Source organism: Amycolatopsis sp. NBC_01286, from assembly GCF_035982555.1.
In the GTDB taxonomy this organism is placed as follows: domain Bacteria; phylum Actinomycetota; class Actinomycetes; order Mycobacteriales; family Pseudonocardiaceae; genus Amycolatopsis.
In genome coordinates, this window is sequence record NZ_CP108428.1 from 10,549,216 (window position 1) to 10,569,316 (window position 20,101).

General features: G+C 72.9%; 18 protein-coding genes. 6 read left to right on the forward strand and 12 right to left on the reverse strand.

Annotation, left to right across the window (positions count from 1 at the left end; all coding sequences use genetic code 11):
- Positions 1-96: 96 nt before the first annotated feature.
- The 4 genes from OG570_RS47610 to OG570_RS47625 all read left to right on the forward strand — a co-directional run bounded on the left by OG570_RS47610 (position 97) and on the right by OG570_RS47625 (position 3,572).
- Positions 97-480, forward strand: a complete 384-nt coding sequence (locus tag OG570_RS47610) for a hypothetical protein (RefSeq protein WP_247062789.1) — start codon at positions 97-99, stop codon at positions 478-480.
- Positions 477-1,793 (forward strand): WXG100 family type VII secretion target, encoded by a 1,317-nt coding sequence (locus OG570_RS47615; protein WP_326955066.1) that lies wholly within the window; start codon positions 477-479, stop codon positions 1,791-1,793. Before OG570_RS47610 ends, OG570_RS47615 begins: the two co-directional genes overlap by 4 nt.
- A 76-nt stretch (positions 1,794-1,869) precedes the next feature.
- Complete coding sequence (locus OG570_RS47620; protein ID WP_326955067.1) at positions 1,870-3,210, forward strand: alpha/beta hydrolase; 1,341 nt, start codon at positions 1,870-1,872, stop codon at positions 3,208-3,210.
- The gene (locus OG570_RS47625) at positions 3,207-3,572 is read left to right on the forward strand and encodes a hypothetical protein (protein WP_326955068.1); all 366 of its coding nucleotides are present in this window, start codon (positions 3,207-3,209) and stop codon (positions 3,570-3,572) included. Before OG570_RS47620 ends, OG570_RS47625 begins: the two co-directional genes overlap by 4 nt.
- A 185-nt stretch (positions 3,573-3,757) precedes the next feature.
- Here the strand turns inward: OG570_RS47625 and OG570_RS47630 are convergent, their stop codons facing one another.
- The 4 genes from OG570_RS47630 to nadA form a co-directional block, all read right to left on the reverse strand.
- Positions 3,758-4,924, reverse strand: coding sequence for a S8 family serine peptidase (locus OG570_RS47630; protein WP_442788239.1), 1,167 nt, complete (start codon positions 4,922-4,924; stop codon positions 3,758-3,760).
- 79 nt (positions 4,925-5,003) lie between these two features.
- Positions 5,004-5,897, reverse strand: coding sequence for a carboxylating nicotinate-nucleotide diphosphorylase (nadC, locus tag OG570_RS47635; RefSeq protein WP_326955069.1), 894 nt, complete (start codon positions 5,895-5,897; stop codon positions 5,004-5,006).
- Positions 5,894-7,537, reverse strand: a complete 1,644-nt coding sequence (locus tag OG570_RS47640) for an L-aspartate oxidase (protein WP_326955070.1) — start codon at positions 7,535-7,537, stop codon at positions 5,894-5,896. The genes nadC and OG570_RS47640 overlap by 4 nt, the downstream gene beginning before the upstream one ends.
- Positions 7,534-8,547, reverse strand: a complete 1,014-nt coding sequence (gene nadA, locus OG570_RS47645) for a quinolinate synthase NadA (protein WP_326947350.1) — start codon at positions 8,545-8,547, stop codon at positions 7,534-7,536. Before nadA ends, OG570_RS47640 begins: the two co-directional genes overlap by 4 nt.
- A 111-nt stretch (positions 8,548-8,658) precedes the next feature.
- Here nadA and OG570_RS47650 point away from each other — a divergent pair, with 111 nt between their 5' ends.
- Both OG570_RS47650 and OG570_RS47655 read left to right on the forward strand, forming a co-directional pair.
- Positions 8,659-9,291, forward strand: a complete 633-nt coding sequence (locus tag OG570_RS47650; RefSeq protein WP_326955071.1) for an NUDIX hydrolase — start codon at positions 8,659-8,661, stop codon at positions 9,289-9,291.
- A gap of 41 nt (positions 9,292-9,332) precedes the next feature.
- The gene (locus OG570_RS47655; RefSeq protein ID WP_247062774.1) at positions 9,333-10,049 is read left to right on the forward strand and encodes an LON peptidase substrate-binding domain-containing protein; all 717 of its coding nucleotides are present in this window, start codon (positions 9,333-9,335) and stop codon (positions 10,047-10,049) included.
- Positions 10,050-10,055: 6 nt separating this feature from the next.
- On the opposite strand, the gene OG570_RS47660 is transcribed toward OG570_RS47655, so the two are convergent.
- The 8 genes from OG570_RS47660 to OG570_RS47695 form a co-directional block, all read right to left on the reverse strand.
- Entirely contained in the window at positions 10,056-11,090 is a 1,035-nt protein-coding gene (locus tag OG570_RS47660; RefSeq protein WP_326955072.1) for a M48 family metallopeptidase, read from the reverse strand.
- Between the two features lie 46 nt (positions 11,091-11,136).
- A complete protein-coding gene (locus OG570_RS47665; protein ID WP_326947347.1) occupies positions 11,137-11,733 on the reverse strand; it encodes a DUF2567 domain-containing protein in 597 nt (198 codons plus the stop codon).
- A gap of 59 nt (positions 11,734-11,792) precedes the next feature.
- Entirely contained in the window at positions 11,793-12,005 is a 213-nt protein-coding gene (gene bsaP / locus OG570_RS47670) for a biotin synthase auxiliary protein BsaP (RefSeq protein WP_326947346.1), read from the reverse strand.
- On the reverse strand, positions 11,992-13,005 hold the full coding sequence (gene bioB / locus OG570_RS47675) for a biotin synthase BioB (RefSeq protein ID WP_326955073.1): 1,014 nt from the start codon (positions 13,003-13,005) through the stop codon (positions 11,992-11,994). Before bioB ends, bsaP begins: the two co-directional genes overlap by 14 nt.
- A gap of 79 nt (positions 13,006-13,084) precedes the next feature.
- Entirely contained in the window at positions 13,085-13,810 is a 726-nt protein-coding gene (gene bioD / locus OG570_RS47680; RefSeq protein WP_326947344.1) for a dethiobiotin synthase, read from the reverse strand.
- A 64-nt stretch (positions 13,811-13,874) separates the two neighbouring features.
- Positions 13,875-16,052, reverse strand: a complete 2,178-nt coding sequence (locus OG570_RS47685) for a bifunctional SulP family inorganic anion transporter/carbonic anhydrase (RefSeq protein ID WP_326955074.1) — start codon at positions 16,050-16,052, stop codon at positions 13,875-13,877.
- A gap of 282 nt (positions 16,053-16,334) precedes the next feature.
- Positions 16,335-18,572 carry a bifunctional SulP family inorganic anion transporter/carbonic anhydrase gene (locus OG570_RS47690; protein ID WP_326955075.1) on the reverse strand — a complete coding sequence of 746 codons (2,238 nt, stop codon included), beginning with the start codon at positions 18,570-18,572 and terminating at the stop codon, positions 16,335-16,337.
- 246 nt (positions 18,573-18,818) lie between these two features.
- Complete coding sequence (locus tag OG570_RS47695) at positions 18,819-20,099, reverse strand: adenosylmethionine--8-amino-7-oxononanoate transaminase (RefSeq protein ID WP_326955076.1); 1,281 nt, start codon at positions 20,097-20,099, stop codon at positions 18,819-18,821.
- Between the last annotated feature and the right edge of the window lie 2 nt (positions 20,100-20,101).

Sequence of the window (20,101 nt, forward strand, 5' to 3'; positions counted from 1 at the left end):
CGCCCAGACGTCGGTCGGCCGGTGCGGGAAACCCCCCGCTCGCACCGGCCGACCGGCTTTCCCTCATCCCCCACGTGCGGACAGAGACGGGATCCGATGCACGACCAGTCGTACTACGTCCACCTGGAATCGCTGAAGGACTTCGTGCGGGAGCTGGAGACCCAGATCCAGGCGATGTCCAAACCGAACGACTTCCTGCTCACCCTCGGCGACGAGCCGCTGCTGTTCGGCGAGTTCGGCGAGGCCGGGTCGCTGGCCGACGCCAACCGCGCCGCGGTGTCGGAGATGCAGGGCCTGCTCGACCAGGTCCGCAGCGCGATCGGGTTCGCGCAGGACGTCACGAACACGGTCGCCGACGGCTACGCGAACGCCGACCAGTCGGTGGCCGGCGACCTGCACAGCTCGGGCGCCGTCACGGGCCTGCTGGACCCGGTGCTCGGCCTGCTCGGCCTCGGGCACAGTGACGGGAGCAAGGGATGACCCACCACCACGACACCACGGCCCACACGAACTTCGCCGCGTACAGCCATCAGCAGCTGTACGCGATGCTGCAGGCCGGCGACCCGAACAGCGCGCGGCACGCCGCCGACAAGTGGAAGTCCGCCTCGCTGCACCTGCACGAGCAGGCCCACAACCTGAACTCCGAGCTCACCCAGTTCAAGGACCAGTGGACCGGTGGCGCCGCCGACCAGTACCAGCACATGATCGTCGACCTCGCGAACGGCATCGCCAAGGTGGCGCAGACCGCCGAGGCGATGAACGTGATGCTCGACGACGCCGCCGACGCGCTGGTGAAGGCCAAGAAGGAGATGCCGCCGCCGGTTTCGGTGCCGGACGTCTCCCCCGCCGACGTCGCGCTCGCGGTGAACCCGCCGCTGCTGCCGCCGGACGCCTCGCCCGCCGTGATGCAGGCCGCCGCGCAGCAGCGCCAGCAGGCGATCTCGAACGTCGAGGCGCAGCAGTCCGCCGCGAACGCCGCGGGATCCGCGCACGGCAAGGCGATCGCCGTCATGACCACACTTGCCGGTGAGTACGGCGTCGCCGAGGACTCGATCCCGGCGTCGCCGAACGCCGTCGAGACGCCGGTCGCCCCGCCCGCCGGTGGCGGCGCGGGCGGTGCCGGCGCGCCCGGCCTCGTCGGCAACGGCACGACCGATCCCGGCGTCGTCGTCACACCGACCGACGGGCACCCGCTGCCCGGCGCCGACGGCACCACGCAGCAGCCCGGCACGACCGCGCCGACGTCGAACCCGCTGTTCGGCGACATGTTCACCGCCGGGCTCGCCGCGGCTTCGGCCGCCGCGTTCGGCCGGTTCGGCTCGATCATGCCGAAGGTGCCCGGCTGGGCGTCCGGCAAGGACCCCAAGGAGAACAAGGACGAGGCACCCGGCACGAAGCTCGGCGGCGGCGCCGGCGTCGAAGGCGGTGCCGGGGGCGGCATCCCGATCGGCGGGGGTGACGCGCCGTCGATCGGCGGCGGCATCGGGGGAGCCGGCGGGCTTTCGGCCGGCGGCGGCGCGGACGCCCCGGCGGCGCACTCCGGCCTGGCCGGCGACGGCGGCTCGGGCAACGCGCTCAGCGGCCTGGCCGGCAGCGCGGTCGGGGCCGCCGGTGCGGCGGCCGCCAAGAGCGCGATGCCGATGATGCCCATGATGCCGATGGGCATGGGCGGCGGCGGGGACATGGGCTCCGGGCGCCGGATCCCGGCCTGGCTGGTGGAGACGGAGAACGTCTGGGGCCAGTCCGCCCCGGTCGCGCCGCCGGTGATCGGCGAAGAGCCGGACGTCTACTGACCCGGTCGTGAGTGCGTAACAGTGTTCTAACACTGTTACGCACTCACGACCCCTTGCTGCAGAACGGAGGCGGGCCGTGACGGCTGCCGGGTATCGCGTGGCCCCCGCTCGCCTCGACACGGCGGCGGGAGAGTACGGCACGCGGGCGGAAGCGCTGTCTTCGGCGCAGTCCGCCGTCGCGGGCGAGAAGGTGCCGGCCACGGCCTTCGGGCAGGTCAACGCGGCCAAGGCGGCGGCCAAGACGTTCGAGAAGACGATGACGGAGCTGGGCTCGAAGCTCTCCGGCGACGTCACGCTCGCCAAGAAGCTCCAAAGTGGACTGACTGAGTCGGCGGCCGGCTACCGGCGGGCCGACGCCCAGGTCGCCGCGATGTACCGGGCCCTGCTGCCCGAGGATCCCTTGCCCAAGGCCGGAAACCCGGCCGGCATCGGCGGCGCGGCCGACACCGGCGCGTGGGGCCAGGCGATCGCGGCCAACCGCACGAAGGTCTCCGACGCGCTGACGGCCGAGCGCTCGCGGCTCACTCAGCTCACCGACGCCGACGACATCAAGGCGTCCCAGGCCCGGATCAAGCTGTACGAGGACATCCTCGCGAACAACCGGCAGATCCTGAAGTTCGACCCGTCGGGCAACGGCCGGATCGCCGAGCTGGTCGGGCACATCGAGCCGGGCACGCGCGACGTCGGGCTGTTCGTGCCCGGCGTCAACACGCAGATGTCCAACTTCGACGCCTACGCCGGCCTCGGGCGCAGCCTGGTGGCCGCGGACCCGACCGGGCGCACCGCGATGGTCGTCTGGGCCGACGGCGTCTTCCCGCAGAACCCGGTGGTGCAGGGGCCGGACGCGAGCTACGCGCAGACGATGGCGCCGGACCTCAAGCACTTCACCGACGACCTGCGCGGCGAGATCGCGAGCCACGCCGGTTCCGACGTCACGCTGACCGCGATCGGGCACAGCTACGGTGGCGCGACGGTCGGGCTGGCCGAGACGCAGGGCCTCGACGTCGACCGCGTGCTGCACGTCGAGTCGGCGGGCATGGGCCACGGCGTCTGGTCGCCGGCGGACCTGCCGGCGAGCCAGGCGGGCGTGCAGCGGTTCTCGATGACCGCGCCGCTCGACCCGATCCAGATCGCCCAGGGCAACGCGTGGGGCCTCGAGTGGACCGGCATCGGCCACGGCGCCGACCCCGACACCTTCCCCGGCGTCACCGACCTGGAGACCGGGCGCGACGCGGCCGGCAACGAGATGTGGGGCCTGTCGTCGCACAGTGACGTGCTCAAGCCGGGTTCGGAGTCGTGGACGAACATCTACCGCGTCATCACCGGCGGCCCGACCACCGCCGACGGCACCTTCGACCCGCATGGCATCCTCGAGAACGGCGTCGAGTTCCTCAACGACGGAGGTGTGCTGCGATGAGCGTCGAACTGGACCGCCTGGCCGGCGAGCTGACCGGCGTGATCGACAGCGTCGCGGCCGTCTTCGGCTCCCCGGCGGACCCCACGGTCGACGGCGAGCTGGACGTCGACCCGACCAACCCCGGCCACCTGTGGTGCTGGCAGTACGGCGTCCGCCTGGAGCACACGGGCGAGCCGGAACGCCGCCTCACCGAAGAGGTCCTGCCTTCGCTGGAAGAACGCGGCTGGCAAGCCCACGACCGCAGCACGGCCCGCGAACTCATCGCCCGCTTCAGCCGCGAAGGCGCGGACTTCACCGTCCACGTCGCCCGTGCGAGCCACGCCGTGGCGATCATCGGCTCGACCCGCCCCGTCCCTGCCTAACCCACTTCGTGTCGACCTCCCAAACACGAGTGTCGACCCTCTAATCACACGTGTCGGCTTCCTGATCACACGAGCCGACCCTCCCAGGCACGCGAGTTCGCCCTCCCGGTTCAGGACGCCCGTGATGGGAAAGCCGACTCGGGTGATTGAGGAGACGACACTCGTGATTGGAGGGTCGACACGGCTTACGGGGTGAAGCGGGAGGGGCGCCAACCCCGGCGGCGGGCCCGGCGGACCGCGGCCACCGTGACTCCCGCGGCGGCCGCGAAGGCGACGCCCGCCAGGGCGATCGTGCCCGCGGCGACGTTCGACGCCGGGCGGGCCGGGGCCGCGGCCGGGACCACCGCCGGGCCGGGGGCCGGGGCGACGGCCGAGCCGGGCGGCGCGACGTCGGCGGGGAGGGTCGAGGAGACGGCGGCGTAGGCGTCCAGGACTCCCCAGCCCAGCCGTGGGTCGTGGGCCCCGGAAGGCGGGCGGTGCGCGGTCAACGTGAGCCGGGTGACGACCTGGTCGCCGGTCAGGTCCGGGTGGTACGCGCGGACCAGCGCCGCGACGCCCGCGACGTACGCCGCCGCGAGGCCCGGATCCGTCACCGGCCAGCGGTGCGCGACCGCGCCGCCCGCGCCGGCCGACGTGCTGACCAGCTCCGCGCCCGGCGCGGCGACGCCGACGTAGTCGCCCGCCTCGGTCTGCACCGGCTCGCCCGCCTGGTTCACCGAGCCGACGCCCAGCGCCCCGGACGTCGCCGTCGGGTACGTCCGCGCGCCCTGCTGGGTCGCCGTCGCCGCCGAGACGACCACCGCGCCCTCCGCCCGCGCCCGCGCGACCGCGCCGGACAGCGCCGGGCTGTCGAACGCCGCGGGGACGGCCACGAGGATGACGCCCGCATGCCGGTCGACCGCTGTGTCGATCGCGCCGGCCAGCGCGCCGGGGTCGCCGCCGTCGTTGGACGAGCCGTTCGCCTGCGTGTAGCGGATCGGCAGCAGGTGGACGCCGGGCGCGACACCGGCGAACGTCGTCGACGGATCCGGCTGGGCGCCGACGATGCCGGCCGCGATCGTGCCGCGGCCGTCGCAGTCGGACGCCTCGGTGCCGCCGCCGCCTTCGAGCTGGCCGGGCGCGAACTGGGAGTTCTGCCCGTCGACGCCGGTGCCGATGACGGCGACCAGCTGGCCCTCACCGCGTGTCAGCGGCCAGAGCCGCGCCGGGTCGACCAGCCGCTGCCCCCACGGGACGCCGCCGGTGTACGTGCCGGACGGGTTCGCGCACTGGGCCTCAGGCGCTGCGAAGGCGAGCGTGGGCGCACCGGTCAGCATCAGGCCCGCCACCGCGAGCACCGCCGGAAACCGCACCCCGACCCTCCGAACCCAGACTGAAAACCGGTGGCGGAAAGGAACTTCCGCCACCGGCAGTCTAACGGGGAAACACCGTTCAGCGAAGGTCCATGCCGAGATCCAACGCGGGTGACGAGTGGGTCAAACCGCCCACCGACAGATAGTCCACACCGGACTCGGCGTAGGCCCTACCACGGTCGAGGGTGAGGCCACCAGAGGATTCCAGCCGCGTCTTCGGGGAGACGTCGTCGCGGCGCGCGACCGCCTGGGCGCACTCCTCCGGCGTGAAGTTGTCCAGCAGCACCTCGTCGGCCGCCGCCGCCAGCGCTTCTTCCAGCTGCGCAAGCGAGTCGACCTCGACCTCGCACGGCAGCTCCGGCGCGTGCGCCCGGGCCGCTTCCAGCGCGGCGGTGACCGAACCCGCGGCGACGACGTGGTTGTCCTTGATCAGCACCGCGTCACCCAGCCCCAGCCGGTGGTTGACGCCGCCGCCGCACCGGACGGCGTACTTCTGCAGCAGCCGCAGCCCCGGCAACGTCTTGCGGGAGTCCCGGATCGCCGCGCCGGTACCGTCCACTTCGGACACCCAGGCGGCCGTCGCGGTGGCGACGCCGGAGAGGTGGCACAGCAGGTTCAGCGCCGTGCGCTCGGCCGTGAGCAGCCCGCGGACCGGCCCGCGCAGCACCAGCGCGGGCTCCCCCGCGACCAGCCGGTCGCCGTCCTCGCGCCCGGCCAGCACCTCGTACCCGTCGCCCAGCACCATGTCGAACACGGCCAGCGCGACCGGCAGCCCGGCCACCACGCCGTCGACCCGCGGGGTCAGCTCCGCGACGGCGATCGCGTCAGCGGGCACCGTCGACGCGGTTGTCGCGTCGGGTCCGTACCGCAGGTCCTCGCCCAGCGCCGTCGTGACCACCCGCGTCACGTCTTCGACGTCGAGGCCGGACGCGGCGATCAGGCGCAGGACCGGTTCGGAGATCGGGAAAGTCATGCCACGCCCTCCAAGGGGATCGGGTCGGCCAGCACCGGCTGACCGGAGAGGCTGAGCCGGATGTGCTGGCTGCGCCGCCAGGTCTCGGCCGGCGCGGGGAAGTCGGTCCGCACGTGGCAGCCGCGCGACTCGGTGCGCCGGTCGGCCGCGGTGAGCAACGCCTGCGCGACCACGGTCAGCGCCGCGTCCTCGACGGCCGCGTGTGTCCACAAGGGACTGTCCTGGGTCGACAGGTCGAGCACGGATCCGGCGGCCGCCAAGCCGTCGGCGTCCCGGCCGATCGCCGCGTACCGGCTCATCACACGCTGCAGCGCGTCGCGCTCGGCCGTCGGCGCGGTCGTCCACGACGGCAGCCGCCCCCGCGACGGATCGGCCAGCAGCCCGGCCGCGAGGTCCGCCGAAACGGCCTCCGCGACGCGCTGCCCGACGACCAGGCCTTCGAGCAAGCTGTTGGACGCCAAGCGGTTCGCACCGTGCAGGCCGGTCCGCGCCACCTCACCGGCGGCGTAGAGACCGGGCACCGACGAGCGTCCGTCCACAGTGGTCACCACGCCACCGCACGAGAAGTGCGCCGCCGGCGTCACCGGGATCGGGTCGCGGGCCGGGTCGAGCCCCAGCACCGCGCACGCGGCGAACACCGTCGGGAACCGCTGGGCGAACCCGGCGATCCCGGTGGCGTCGAGGAACACGTGGTCGTCGACACCGCCCGGCGCCGTCAGCATCCGCCGGGTGATCGCCGCCGAGACGACGTCGCGCGGGGCGAGGTCGCCGAGCGGGTGCACGCCGTGCATCACGGACACGCCGGCGCCGTCGACCAGGGTCGCCCCCTCGCCGCGCACCGCCTCGGTGACCAGCGGGCAGCGGCCGCGCGCGCCCGGCGTGTAAAGCACCGTCGGGTGGAACTGGACGAACTCGATGTCGGCCACCGTCGCCCCGGCCCGCAGCGCGAGCGCGAGGCCGTCACCGGTGGCGATCTCCGGGTTCGACGTCGCCTGGTAGAGCTGCCCGACCCCGCCGCTGGCCAGCAGCACGGCCGGCGCCCGGACGACCCCGGGCACGCCGCCCGAGTCGAGCACGGTGACCCCGGCGACCCGCCCGCCCGGTGTGCGCAGCGCGTCGACGGCGATGTGGTGTTCGAGCACCGGCACCCGCGCCTGGCCGGCCTGCGCGACCAGGGCCCGCTCGACCTCGGCGCCGGTGGCGTCGCCGCCCGCGTGGATCACGCGGAACGCGCTGTGCCCGCCCTCGCGGGTCCGCGCCAGCAAGCCGTCTCCGGACGAGTCGAACGTGGCACCGTCCGCCCGCAACCGCGCGATCGCGGCCGGGCCGCCGTCGAGGATCGAGCGGGCGGCGACCTCGTCGACCAGCCCGGCGCCCGCGGTGAAGGTGTCCTCCGCGTGCTTCTCCACCGAGTCGTCGAGGTCGTGCTCATTCTCCAGGACGACGGCGACGCCGCCCTGGGCCCAGCGGGTGTTGCCGTCCGTGACCGCCGCCTTGGTGACCACCAGGACGTGCAACCCGAGCGCCTGGGCCCGCAGCGCCGCGGTCAAACCGGCGACGCCGCTGCCGATCACGACCAGGTCGGCACGCGCTTCCCAGACCGGGGTTTTCGCCTGTGGGTCATTAACCGGCGTGCTCATTCCGCGCCGCCGGGCTGCCCGATCTCGATCATCCGCTGCACCGAAGCACGCGCCCGGGACGCCGTTTCGAGGTCGACGTGGACCTCGTCCAGGCCGTCGCGCAGGCACCGCAGCAGCGCCGCCGGGGTGATCATCTTCATGTACCGGCAGGACGCGCGGTCGTTCACCGCGCGGAAGTCGATGTCCGGCGCGGCCTTGCGCAGCTGGTGGATCATGCCGATCTCGGTGGCCACCAGCACGGTCTTGGCCTTGGTGTCGCGGGCCTCGTGGACCATGTCGCCGGTCGAGAGGATCTTGACCCGCTCCGGCGCCACCGCCCCCTCGCCGGCCAGGTAGAGCGCCGACGTCGCGCAGCCGCACTCGGGGTGGATGAACAGGTCCGCCTCCGGGTCCTCGGCCGCGCGCTCGGCCAGCTCCGCGCCGTTGATGCCGGCGTGGACGTGGCACTCCCCGGCCCAGACGTGGATGTTGTCCCGGCCGGTGACGCGCTTGACGTGCGCGCCGAGGAACTGGTCCGGCAGGAAGAGAACCTCCTGGTCAGCGGGGATGGACGCGACGACGTCGACCGCGTTCGAGGACGTGCAGCAGATGTCCGTTTCGGCCTTCACCTCGGCCGTGGTGTTGACGTAGGAGACGACGACGGCGCCCGGGTGCTCGGCCTTCCAGGCCCGCAGCTCGGCGCCGGTGATCGAGTCGGCGAGCGAGCAGCCGGCCCGCGCGTCGGGGATCAGGACGGTCTTCTCCGGGGCCAGGATCTTCGCGGTCTCGGCCATGAAGTGCACGCCGCAGAAGACGATGGTGGACGCGTCGCTGCTCGCCGCGATGCGGCTGAGCGCGAGCGAGTCGCCGGTGTGGTCGGCGATGTCCTGGATCTCCGGGAGCTGGTAGTTGTGCGCGAGCAGCACCGCGTCGCGCTGCTTCGCCAGGCGCCGCACCTCCTCCGCCCAGGCCGCGTTCGCCTCGACGCCGCCGAACGGCGTGAGACCTTCCGGAACCAACGTGGTGGTCATCTGGCCCTCCTGGACCTTTCTCCGGTTTTCGCCTTATAATCGAAAACCGTGCGAAGTCATCTTAACACCCAGACCCCCCTGGCCCACGAGGTTTTGGGAGCGGTACTGCAAGTGCGCTCGGACACACTGCGGGTCCTGCTGTGGCGGCGCGCGCTCGACCCGCACCTCGGCCGCTGGTCGCTGCCGGGCGGGCGGCTGCGGCCCGACGAGGACGTCGAGACGTCCGTCCGGCGCCAGCTGAAGGAGAAGGTCGACGTGCGCCAGCTCAAGCACGTCGAGCAGCTCGCGGTGTTCAGCGACCCGGTCCGCGTCCCCGGCCCGCGGGTAGTGGCGACCGCGTTCCTCGCCCTGGTCCCCTCCGACGTCGACCCCGAGGTGCCCGAGGACACCGAGTGGCACGACGTCGCGAAGCTGCCGCGCACGGCGTTCGACCACGAGTCGATCGTGCTGCGCGCCCGCGACCGGCTGCGCTCGAAGCTCTGTTACACGAACCTCGGGTTCGCCCTCGCGCCCGAGGAGTTCACGGTGTCGGCGCTGCGTGGGCTGTACTCGGCCGCGCTGGGCTACAAGGTGTCCGCGACGAACCTCCAGCGCGTGCTTTCCCGGCGTGGACTGCTGGTCCCGACGGGCCACACGGCGCCGCCAGGGCGGGCCGGCGGACGTCCCGCGGCGCTCTTCTCCTTCGCGGGCAAGGGCATGCAGATCACCGATCCGTTCGCGGTGTTCAAGCCGCCGAACCGGTGACCATCCTGCGGTGGAGGCGTTCTCCCCTTACCGTGGGACGCGTGACCGAGCCGGAATCGGAAAGTGACGCGACGACGACAATCCTGCCGTTGTTCCCGCTCCAGACCGTGCTGCTGCCCGGCACCCGCCTCCCGCTGCACATCTTCGAACCGCGGTACCGGCAGCTGACGGCGGACCTGGTGAGCGGGACCGTGCCGGGGCGCGAGTTCGGCGTGGTCGCGCTGCGCTCGTCGCTGACCCGCGAGGTGCGTGGTCTGGACCAGCTGTACGACATCGGCTGCAGCACGGTGCTGCGCGAGGCGAAACGCCTGCCCGACGGCCGGTTCGACGTCGTGACGCTGGCCCAGCGCCGCTTCCGCCTGCGGGAGCTCGACTGCACGTCCGCGCCGTACCTGATCGCCTCGGTGGAGTGGGTCGACGACGAGCCGGTGGCGCCCAGCGGCGGCGTCGCCGAGCGCTTGGCCGCCGTCGCGCGCACCGCGCACCAGCGCTACTGCGAAACGGCGTGGCGCAGCGACGACTGGGTCGAACCGGAAGCCGACGCCGCCCTCGAAGACCTCGCCTACCTGCTGGCCGCGGACTGCTTGCTGCCGCTCGAAGACCGCCAGCGGCTACTGGAGGAACGCCACCCGCTGCGCCGGCTGCGCATCGCCTGCCGCCTGCTGACGCGCGAGACCGGCTTCCTGAACACGCTCGGTGCGGTGCCCCTGCCACCGGGCGAGCTCACCGATCTGAGCCGCCCGGCCAGCCTGAACTGAGGCGCGTCAGGACTCGCTCGACGACCCGTTGCCGAACTTGTTCCAGACCTTGCCCGCGGCGCCGGACACCGTCTCCCCGACGTCGCTGAACGCCTTCGTCAGCGGGTCGGCGGACGCGCTCCACGAGTCCTTGTACGCCTTCGCGGCCGACTTCAGGTCGTCCTTCCAGTCGGCCGTCGGGCTGTCGTCGTCGCGGCGCGGGTAGTCACCGGCCAGGATCGCGCGGTACTCCGCCGACGCCGCCCACTTCTGCAGCTGCGCCGCGCGGACCACGGCGAACGGGTGCGACTCCGTCTCGACGTAACGGAGCTTGAGGAAGCTGTCGCGGATGTCGTCGACCGACTCGTACTCGGTCGCCTGCTGCAGGAACGACGGGATGTCGATGCGGGCCGGGTCGATGCCGCCGGCGACCTGGATCTGGGCGCGCAGCGCGGCCGTCGGGTCCTGGCTGCACAGCAGGCCCGCGCGGTCGCAGGACAGCTCGGCCTTGCGGTACCACTCGCGCAGCGCCGCGATGATCGCGCGGATGCCGAGCGCGCTGACCGGCGTCCACGACATCGACAGCTGCAGGCTGATCAGCCGCACCATGATCGTGCGGTACACGGTGTGCCCGGACAGCACGTGCCCCATCTCGTGGCCGAGCACGAACCGCAGCGCGTCCGGGCTCATCAGCTCGACGAGCCCGGTGCTGAGCCGGATGAACGGCTCGTCCATGCCGACGGCCGAGGCCTGGACCCGCGGGTCCTGGTAGACGAACACGTTCGGCACCGCGGGCAGGTCCAGCGTCTCGGCGCACTCGTGGCGGAGCTTCTCCAGCTCCGGGTACTGCTTCGGCCCGACGCGGATCGACGACGCGAGCGCCATCAGCCGCTCGCCGCGTTCGTTGTAGAACCCCGAAACGGCCTTCACGACCTGCGCGAACCCCGGCACCGCGCGCAGCGTGGCGAGCGCGCCGCGGTCCACCGGGTGCTCGTAGGCGCGCGGGCTGATGCCGGGAAAGCGGACGGCGTTGTGCCGCGATATCTCGATGTCCTCGGTCACTGCTGAAACCCCCTGTGGTTTTCGAGGGGGCCAGCCTAGGGAACGCTCAGCCGAGCCGGCGGCCGAGGTCGTCCCGGCCGTTCCAGGTCGTGAGCAGGCTGTAGGCCAGGGCGACGCCGAACGGGCCGGTGATCAGCACCCACCACGACTCCAGGCGCGGCGCCAGCTCGATCACCGAACCGAGCGCCGGCGCGCTGTCGATCGTGTAGTGGCTGTTGGCCCAGCCGACGCCGAGCAGCATGGCCAGCGCGCTCGCGAGCGCGACCCCGAGCACGGCGGCGAGGAAGACGACCGGCCCGCGGCGCTCACGCATCAGCCACGCGACGACGCCGACGACGATCCCCAGGCCCAGCGTCAGGAAGCCGAAGATCGCGAGGTCGTCGAAGCGGTGCCAGCTCTCGAGTTCGAGGGCGCCCTGGGTGCCGTCGGAGGCGATGATCCGGACGCGCTCCGGCGGCGCGATCCGCGACCACAGGAAGGCGAGCGGGAAGCTCAGGACGCTGAGGGTGCCGAGCACGCTCACGGCGGGCAGCAGGTCGGCCTTGACGACGACCCGCGGCTGCCGCTCCCGGAACAGCACAGGCACGGACCACGGTCCCGGCACGGCCGACGGCCGGTGCGCGGGGCCCGACGACTCACTCACCCGGACTCCCTCCTGCAACACGTGTCGACCGAGCGTAACCGGTCGGCGTGCGAGGGACGTCAGCCGCTCGCCGTGTCGCCGTGGCGGCTGCAGCGCGCCGTCCAGCCCAGCGGGCTCACCTGGACCACCAGGCGGCGCGCGCAGTACGTGCAGAACCGCGGTGGCTCCAGCGCCGTGCGCGGGTTGTGGCACGCCGGGTGGTCCGTGCCACCCGGCGACTCCTGTCCACAGTGGACGCAGTAGGTCGCGGAAACCGCGTCAGAGGCTGTCACTGAGGGCCTTGATGGGCATCTTGAGCTCGTCCAGCATCTCCAGGTCCGCGCTGGCCGGGCGGCCCAGGTTCGTCAGGTAGTTGCCGACGATGATCGCGTTGATGCCGCCCAGCATGCCCTGCTCGGCGCCGAGGTCACCGAGCGTCAGCTCACGGCCGCCGGCGAAGCGCAGCATTGTGCGCGGCATCGCCAAGCGGAACGCCGCGACCGTGCGCAGCGCGTCCTTGCCCTCGACGATCTCGTAGTGCTCGTACGGCGTCCCGGGCTGCGGGATGAGGAAGTTCATCGGCACCTCGTGCGGGCTCAGCTCGGCCAGCTGCACGGCGAACTCCGCGCGCTGCTCGATCGTCTCCCCCATGCCGATGATCCCGCCGCAGCAGACCTCCATGCCCGCCGCGGCGACCATCCGGAGCGTGTCCGCGCGCTCTTCCCAGGTGTGGGACGTGACGACGGACGGGAAGTGCGACCGCGCCGTCTCGAGGTTGTGGTTGTAGCGGTGGACGCCCATCTCGACGAGCTCGTCGACCTGCTCCTGCGTGAGCATGCCCAGCGAGCAGGCGATCTGGATGTCGTTGCCGTCTTCGCGGATCGCCTTCACGCCCTCGCGGACCTGCGAAAGCAGCCGCTTGTCGGGCCCGCGGACGGCGGCGACGATGCAGAACTCCGTCGCGCCGGTCTCGGCGGTCTGCCGGGCGGCCTTGACGAGGTTCGGGATGTCGAGCCACGCCGAGCGCACCGGCGTCGGGAAGCGGCCGGACTGCGAGCAGAAGTGGCAGTCCTCGGGGCAGCCGCCGGTCTTCAGGCTGATGATGCCCTCGACCTCGACCTCGGGGCCGCACCAGCGCATCCGCACCTCGTGCGCCAGGGCCAGCAGGTCGGGGAGCCGGTCGTCCGGCAGCCGCAGCAGCTCGAGGACCTCGGCCTCACCCAGGCCGACGCCGTTTTCGAGGACCTGCTCGCGCGCGTAGGCGAGGACATCGGTGTCCGGGACTGCGGTCACGGGCGTCTCCTTGGTCGTGGTGGTGCGGAAAGCGTCTCTCATCGTGCACGAAGCGCGGTCGAGGCGACAGCGACGCAGGTCACTTCTGGGCGGACGCCCGTCCGGTGAACAGCTCGGGGTCGAACTCGCCGCCGAACCACGGCGAGAGCCCGGCCCGCGCCGCCTCCAGGAACTCCTGGGGGGACGCGGTGCCGAGCCCGGCGGGCAGCACGCCCAGCAGCGGCGCCCCGGCCGCCACCGGCAGGTCTTCGAGGTTGGACAGCGCCGCGAGGTCCGGCTCGGCCGGCCAGGAGCCGATGATCACCCCGGCGACGGTCAGCCCGCGCTTCGTGGCGACCTCGGCGGTCAGCGCGGTCGCGTTGAGCGTGCCCAGCCCGGCCTCGGCCACGATGATCACCAGCGAACCGAGCGACCAGGCGACGTCGGCGAGGCTCGACCCGGCGGCGTCGAACCGCACCAGCAGACCGCCCGCGCCCTCGATCAGCGTCAGGTCGTGGTCGGTGTCGAGGTCGGACGCCGCCCGCGCGATCTCGCCCGGGTCGAGCGTCGGCAGGCCGCTGCGGCGGGCGGCGGCCTCGGGCGACAACGGGTCGGGGTAGCGGCGCAGCTCGCGCGTGGTCACCTCGGCCCCGGCCAGGCGGACGACGTCGGCGAGGTCACCGGGCTCGTCGGGGCCCACCCCGGTCTGCGCCGGTTTCAGCACCGCCACCCGCTGCCCGCCGGCCACCGCCAGCGCCGCGATCGCCGCCGTGGAGATCGTCTTGCCGACCCCGGTCCCGGTCCCCGTCATCACCAGCATCGTCACGGACCATCAACTTAGTGACCCCGGCCCGGGCCGCGCAGCCCGGGCGGTGCGGCCGGGGTCCGCGTCAGGCCTCCGGCACCACCGCCCCGGCGAGGCGGAACGAGCGCGCGTCACCCTCCAGCAGGTGCACCTGGGCGGCGCCGACGTCGAAGTACATCCCGGTCAGCTGCAGCTTCCCGGCCGCCTCGGCCGCCGCGACCTGCGGGTACTCCCGGAGGTGGTCGAGCTGCTGGAGCACGTTGAGCAGGGCCAGCCGGTCGCCTTCGCGAGCCGGGCGGGCGCCGTCGACGGTGACCGGGCCGGACCGGCGGGCGCTGGGCACGGCGTAGCGCAGCCACGTCTCCAGCGGCCCCGGCGGCGGGCCGTCGGCGAGCGCGGCCATCGCCCCGCAGCCGGAGTGGCCGCAGACGACGATCTCCTCGACGCCGAGCACGCCCACCGCGTACTCGATCGACGCGTTCATCGACGGATCGGCCTGCCCCGGCGGGACCAGGTTGCCGATGTTGCGGATGGTGAACAGGTCGCCGGGCCCGCTGGTGGTGATCAGGTTCGGCACGATCCGCGAGTCGCCGCAGGTGATGAACAGCGTCCGCGGTTTCTGGCCGTCGGCCAGCCCGGACAGCGTGTCCCGCAGCAGCGGCGCGGCCCGGCGGTGGAACTCCGTGGCGCCGCGGCGGGTCTGCTGGGCCGGGATGTCGACGGACTCCACGGCCTGCCAGTCGGACCACGGCGCGAGCCACCGCGGGACGGCCCGGCTCGCGGCGAACCGCGACCGCGTCGGCCGGCCGGCCTTGCCCTCGCCGAACCAGGGGTGGCCGACCTCGTCGACGTCCACCGTGCCGCCCGCGCGTTCGTGCGCCTGCTGCCAGGTGGTGAGGCTTTCGAAAGCGGCGTGGTCCAGGTAGTCGACGACCAGTTCCAGCCGCACCGGCACCCCGGCCGGGATGGCGCCGAGCACCTTCGACAGCCGCGGCACGGACAGGAACGTCAGGACACCTTCGACGACGACGCGGTGGCGGTCGCCGTCGCTCTCGACGTGAATGCCGGACCAGACCGTGCGACGCAGCATGAGCACCAGCGCCAGCCCGATCCCGGCGAGCACGCCGGTGAGCAGGTCGAACACCACCACCCCGGCGAGGGTCAGCAGGTAGACGGGCAGATCGCCGTGCCTGAGCGCGGTCTTCATGTGCCCGGGGTTGACCAGCTTCGCGCCGACGTGCACCAGCAGCCCGGCCAGCGCGGCGAGCGGGATGTTCTGGATCAGCCCGGCGAGCAGGACGACGAACACCAGCACCCAGACGCCGTGCAGGATCGCCGACACGCGGGTCTTCGCCCCGGCGGCGACGTTGGTGGAGCTGCGGACGATGACGCCGGTGACCGGGAGCCCGCCCAGTGCCCCGGAAACCATGTTGGCCGCGCCCTGCCCGACCAGCTCGCGGTCGAGGTTGGCGCGCGGGCCCGTGTGCATGCGGTCGACGGCGACCGCCGAGAGCAGGCTCTCCACGCTGGCGATCAGGGCGATGGTGACGACGGCGAGCGCGAACCCGCCCCAGCCGCCGTCGGGCAGCTGCGGGACCAGGTGGACGTTCAGCAGGTCACCGGGCAGTTCGACGCGCGGCAGCGTCATCCCGGTGGCGACCGACGCCACGGTGGCGAGCGCGATCGCCGCCAGCGGCCCGGGGACCCGCTGGACGGCCTTCGGCAGCCGCGGCCAGATCAGCAGGATCGCGATGGTGAGCAGGCCGATCGTGGTGGCCGAGTCGTGGTGGGCGACGATCTGGCCGGGCAGCTCGGCGACGTTCTCCACGGCCGAGCTCTGGGCCTTGCCGCCGAGGATGACGTGCAGCTGGCCGAGCACGATCGTGACGCCGATGCCGGCCAGCATGCCGTGCACGATGGCCGGCGAGATGGCCAGCGCGGCGCGCGCGATGCGGCTCAGCCCGAGCAGGATCTGGAGGGCACCGGCGGCGACCGTGATCAGGCACGTGACGGCCCAGCCGAAGGTGCTGATGGTTTCGGCCATGATCACGGTCAGGCCGGCGGCGGGCCCGCTCACCTGGAGCGCGGAGCCGCCGAGGGCACCGGCGACGACCCCGCCGACGACGGCGGCGATCAGGCCGGCGGCGACCGGCGCGCCCGAGGCGAGCGCGATGCCGAGCGAAAGCGGTACGGCGACGAGGAAAACGACCAGGGAGGCCGGCAGGTCGTGGCGGAGCACGGCGAGGGGTCTCATGATCGCCATGCAACCGGAAATCGTGTGAAATGTCCGCTATGCGCCACTCGATCGAGTGAACCACTGGCCATAATTTGCCCGAATGACACAAATCGGACGTCCGCTTAACCCGCCGTTCACGCCCCGCGTGCCTGTCACCCGACAGTTGAACCCTTTACGACACAAGGGTTCCCGAGCGCCCCGAGGTGGCCTTCGGTGCGTTGAATCAGCACTGCGGTGCGAAGCGCCTCCGTTGAGGGCGGTGGCGGGGGCATGGATGGAGCACCGAAGGCCACCGCGGGCGCGCTCGGCTCAGGACGTGACGGCGCCCGCCGGGACGAAGCCGCGGGCCGCGTCGTCCAGCAGGGACACCTGCGCGGCGCCGACGTCGAAGTACATCCCGGTCAGCCGGAGGCCGCCGCGGTCCAGCGCCGCGGCCACCACCGGGTAGCCGCGCAGGGTTTCCAGCTGCTGCACGACGTTCTGCAGCGCGAGCTGGTCGGCCTCGGCGGCGGGCCGGCGGCCGCCGAGCAGAAGCGGCGCCTCCCGGCCGCGGCGCAGCAGCGTCGGCTCGCCGTGGCGCAACCAGGCGCCGAGCTGGTGCAGGCCCGCCGGGGCCTGGCCGAGCAGCGCCTTCATCGCGCCGCAGCCGGAATGCCCGCAGACCACGATCTCCGCGACCCCGAGCACACCGACGGCGTACTCGATCGCCGCGCCGACCGAGGAGTCGGCGCCGCCGTCCGCCGGCGGGACGAGATTGCCGATGTTCCGCACCGTGAACAGGTCGCCCGGCCCGCTGGTCGTGATCAGGTTCGGCACGATCCGCGCGTCGCCGCAGGTGATGAACAGGGTGTGCGGCTCCTGGCCGTCCGCGAGCCCGGTCCAGGTGTCGCGCAGCAGCGGCGCGGTGCGGCGCTGGAACTCCGACGCGCCGCGGCACAGCAGCGAACTCGCGCTGCGCTGCACGGGCAGGGCGACGTGCTCGGCCTGCCACTCCGACCAGGGCGCCAGCCAGCGCGGCACCACGCGCGCGGCGAGGCCCCGGCGCACCGTCGGCGTCCCCGCGCGGCCGCGTTCGAACCACGGGTGGCCGATCTCGTCGACCGTCACCGGCCCGGCGTGCGCCTGCTGCCAGCCGCGCAGGCAGTCGAACGCGGCGTGGTCCAGGTAGTCGACGAGCAGTTCCAGCGTGACCTCGGCGTGCGCGGGCACCTCGGCGAGCACCCGGGTCAGCCGGGGCACGGAGAGGAACGTCAGCGCGCCTTCGATGACGACGCGGTGGCTGTCGCCGTGTTTCTCGACATGGATGCCGGAGAAGATCATCCGCCGCAGCATCAGCGCGAGGGCCAGCAGTATCCCGGCGGCGACGCCGGTGAGGAGGTTGACCGCGACGGCGCCGGCCAGCGTGACGACGTACACCGGGAGGTCGCCGTGGCGGCGGACGTCCTTGATCGCGGCCGGGTTGACCAGCTTCGTCCCGACGTACACCAGCAGCGCGGCGAGGGCGGCCAGCGGGATCAGCCGCAGGGTGCCGGTGAGCAGCAGGCAGGCGGCGAGGATCCAGGCACAGTGCAGCATCGCCGACATCCGGGTGCGCGCGCCGGCCTCGTAGTTGGTCATGCTGCGCACGACGACGCCGGTGACCGGGAAGCCGCCGAGCGCGCCGGCGGCGACGTTCGCCATGCCCTGCCCGACCAGCTCGCGGTCGAGGTCGGTGCGCGGGCCGCCGCGGCGCTTGTCGACCGAGACCGCGGACAGCAGGCTCTCGAGGCCGGCGATCAGCGCGATGGTGACGGCGGCGAGGGCGAACCCGCCCCAGCCGCCGTCGGGCAGCCGCGGCACGAGGTGCAGGGACGGCAGGCCGGCGGGCAGGTCGACGCGCGGCAGGGTCATGCCGGTCGCGACGGACAGCCCGGTGGCCAGGGCGATGGCGGCCAGCGGCGCGGGCACCCGGCGGACGACGGCGGGCAGCCGCGGCCAGGCCAGCAGCACGGCGAGGGTGACGACCCCGATCAGCACGGCCTGGTCGTGGTGGGCGGCGATCTGCCGCGGCAGCGCGACGACGTTGGCGAGCGCGGAGCCCTGCGCGGTACCGCCCAGGACGACGTGCAACTGGCCGAGCACGATCGTGACGCCGATGCCGGCGAGCAGGCCGTGCACGATGGCCGGCGACACCGCGAGCGCGGCGCGGGCGGTGCGGGTCAGGCCGAAGAGGATCTGGAGCAGCCCGGCGGCGACGGTGATCGCGCAGGTGACGGGCCAGCCGTGGGTGGCGATCGTGTCGGCCAGCACCACGGTGAGAGCGGCGGAAGGCCCACTGACCTGCAGCGGCGACCCACCGAAGACGCTCGCGACCAGCCCGCCGACGACGGCGGAGACGAGTCCGGCGAGCACAGGAGCCCCGGCGGCGAGCGCGATGCCGAGGGAAAGCGGTACGGCGACGAGGAAAACGACTATCGAGGCGGGAAGGTCGTGCTTGAGGTTCTGCTTGAAGGTCTCCAGCGGAGACGGCGGGCCGGTGTCGTGTTCACCACGAACGATCTCGATCATGGGGGCAGGATCGCCGAAAGCACGCGAAAAGTCTGCTATGCAAGCATTTCTCGCGTTTACCTGGGCACGGGATCGGTGCCGCACCGGCGACCTTTCACACTCGCCGCCTCCGCCGTTCGCGTGGTGTAGATCGAGGGTTTATACGCAGAGCGACGATGAGAGACCTTCGGGTCTCGCTGTGCGCGCGGTCACACCCGATGTGCTGAAATCAAGCGTTTACAAGCCCCGGCGGTCTCCTGCGGGTGATCACGCCTTCTCCGCCACCGCCAGCATCGCCCCGGTGATCACCGCGAGGTCCGCGTCGCTCGTGACGTACGGCGGCATCGCGTACACCAGGTCGCGGAACGGCCGCAGCCACGCGCCCCGCGCCGTCACCACCTCCGTCGCCACCGCCATGTCCACCGGGTGGTCGAGCTGCAGCACGCCGATGCCGCCGAGCACCCGGACGTCCACCACCGACGGGAGGTCGCGGGCCGGGGCGAGGCCGTCCAGCAGGGCCTTCTCCACCCTCGTGACGTCGCGTTTCCACGCGCCGTCCGCCAGCAGCCCCAGCGACGCGTTCGCGACCGCCGAGGCGAGCGGGTTGCCCATGAACGTCGGGCCGTGCGCGAGCACCGGCAGCGCGCCGCGGGAGATGCCGGCGGCGACGTCCGGGGTGCACAGCGTCGCGGCCATGCTCAGGTAGCCGCCGGTCAGCGCCTTGCCGAGGCACAGCACGTCCGGCGTCACGCCCGCGTGCTCGGCGGCGAACAGCGCGCCGGTGCGGCCGAAGCCGGTGGCGATCTCGTCGAAGATCAGCAGCACGTCGTGCGCCTCGGTCAGCTCCCGCAGCGCGCGCAGGTAGGCGGGGTGGTGGAAGCGCATCCCGCCGGCCCCCTGCACCACCGGCTCGACGATCACCGCGGCCAGCTCCCCGGCGTGCCGGGCGATCTCCTCGCCGAGAAGGTCCACATAGGACTGGTCCGGCGGGGTGTCGAACCCCGGCGGCGGCATCGGCACGAAGACCTGCTCGGGCAGCACCCCGCGCCACAGCGAGTGCATGCCGCCGTCGGGGTCGCAGACGCTCATCGGCGTGAACGTGTCGCCGTGGTAACCGCCGCGCCAGGTGAGCAGCCGCCGCTTCTCCGGGAGGCCGCGGGAACGCTGGTACTGCAAGCACATCTTCGCCGCGACCTCGACCGACACCGAGCCCGAGTCGCAGAGGAAGACGTGCTCGAGCCCGTCCGGCGTCAGGTCGACCAGGGTCTTGGCCAGGGTGATCGCCGGCTCGTGCGTCAGGCCGCCGAACATCACGTGGCTCATCCGCCCGGCCTGCGCGGCGAGCGCGGCGTCGAGGGCCGGGTGCCGGTAGCCGTGGATCGCCGACCACCACGACGACATCCCGTCGACCAGCTCCCGGCCGTCGGCGAGCGTGAGCCGCACCCCGCTCGCCTCGGTCACCAGCAGCGAAGGCACCTTCGCGGGCATGGGCGCGTACGGGTGCCACACGTGCTGGGCGTCCAGGGCGAGCAGGTCGGCGGAGTCCATCC

Excerpts from the sequence above, each read along its gene's own strand:
- OG570_RS47610 (WP_247062789.1), top strand. The coding sequence starts at position 97 with ATGCACGACCAGTCGTACTACGTCCACCTGGAATCGCTGAAGGACTTC.
- OG570_RS47615 (WP_326955066.1), top strand. The coding sequence starts at position 477 with ATGACCCACCACCACGACACCACGGCCCACACGAACTTCGCCGCGTAC.
- OG570_RS47625 (WP_326955068.1), top strand. The coding sequence starts at position 3,207 with ATGAGCGTCGAACTGGACCGCCTGGCCGGCGAGCTGACCGGCGTGATC.
- nadC (WP_326955069.1), bottom strand. The coding sequence starts at position 5,897 with ATGACTTTCCCGATCTCCGAACCGGTCCTGCGCCTGATCGCCGCGTCC.
- OG570_RS47640 (WP_326955070.1), bottom strand. The coding sequence starts at position 7,537 with ATGAGCACGCCGGTTAATGACCCACAGGCGAAAACCCCGGTCTGGGAA.
- nadA (WP_326947350.1), bottom strand. The coding sequence starts at position 8,547 with ATGACCACCACGTTGGTTCCGGAAGGTCTCACGCCGTTCGGCGGCGTC.
- OG570_RS47685 (WP_326955074.1), bottom strand. The coding sequence starts at position 16,052 with ATGGCGATCATGAGACCCCTCGCCGTGCTCCGCCACGACCTGCCGGCC.
- OG570_RS47690 (WP_326955075.1), bottom strand. The coding sequence starts at position 18,572 with ATGATCGAGATCGTTCGTGGTGAACACGACACCGGCCCGCCGTCTCCG.
- OG570_RS47695 (WP_326955076.1), bottom strand. The coding sequence starts at position 20,099 with ATGGACTCCGCCGACCTGCTCGCCCTGGACGCCCAGCACGTGTGGCAC.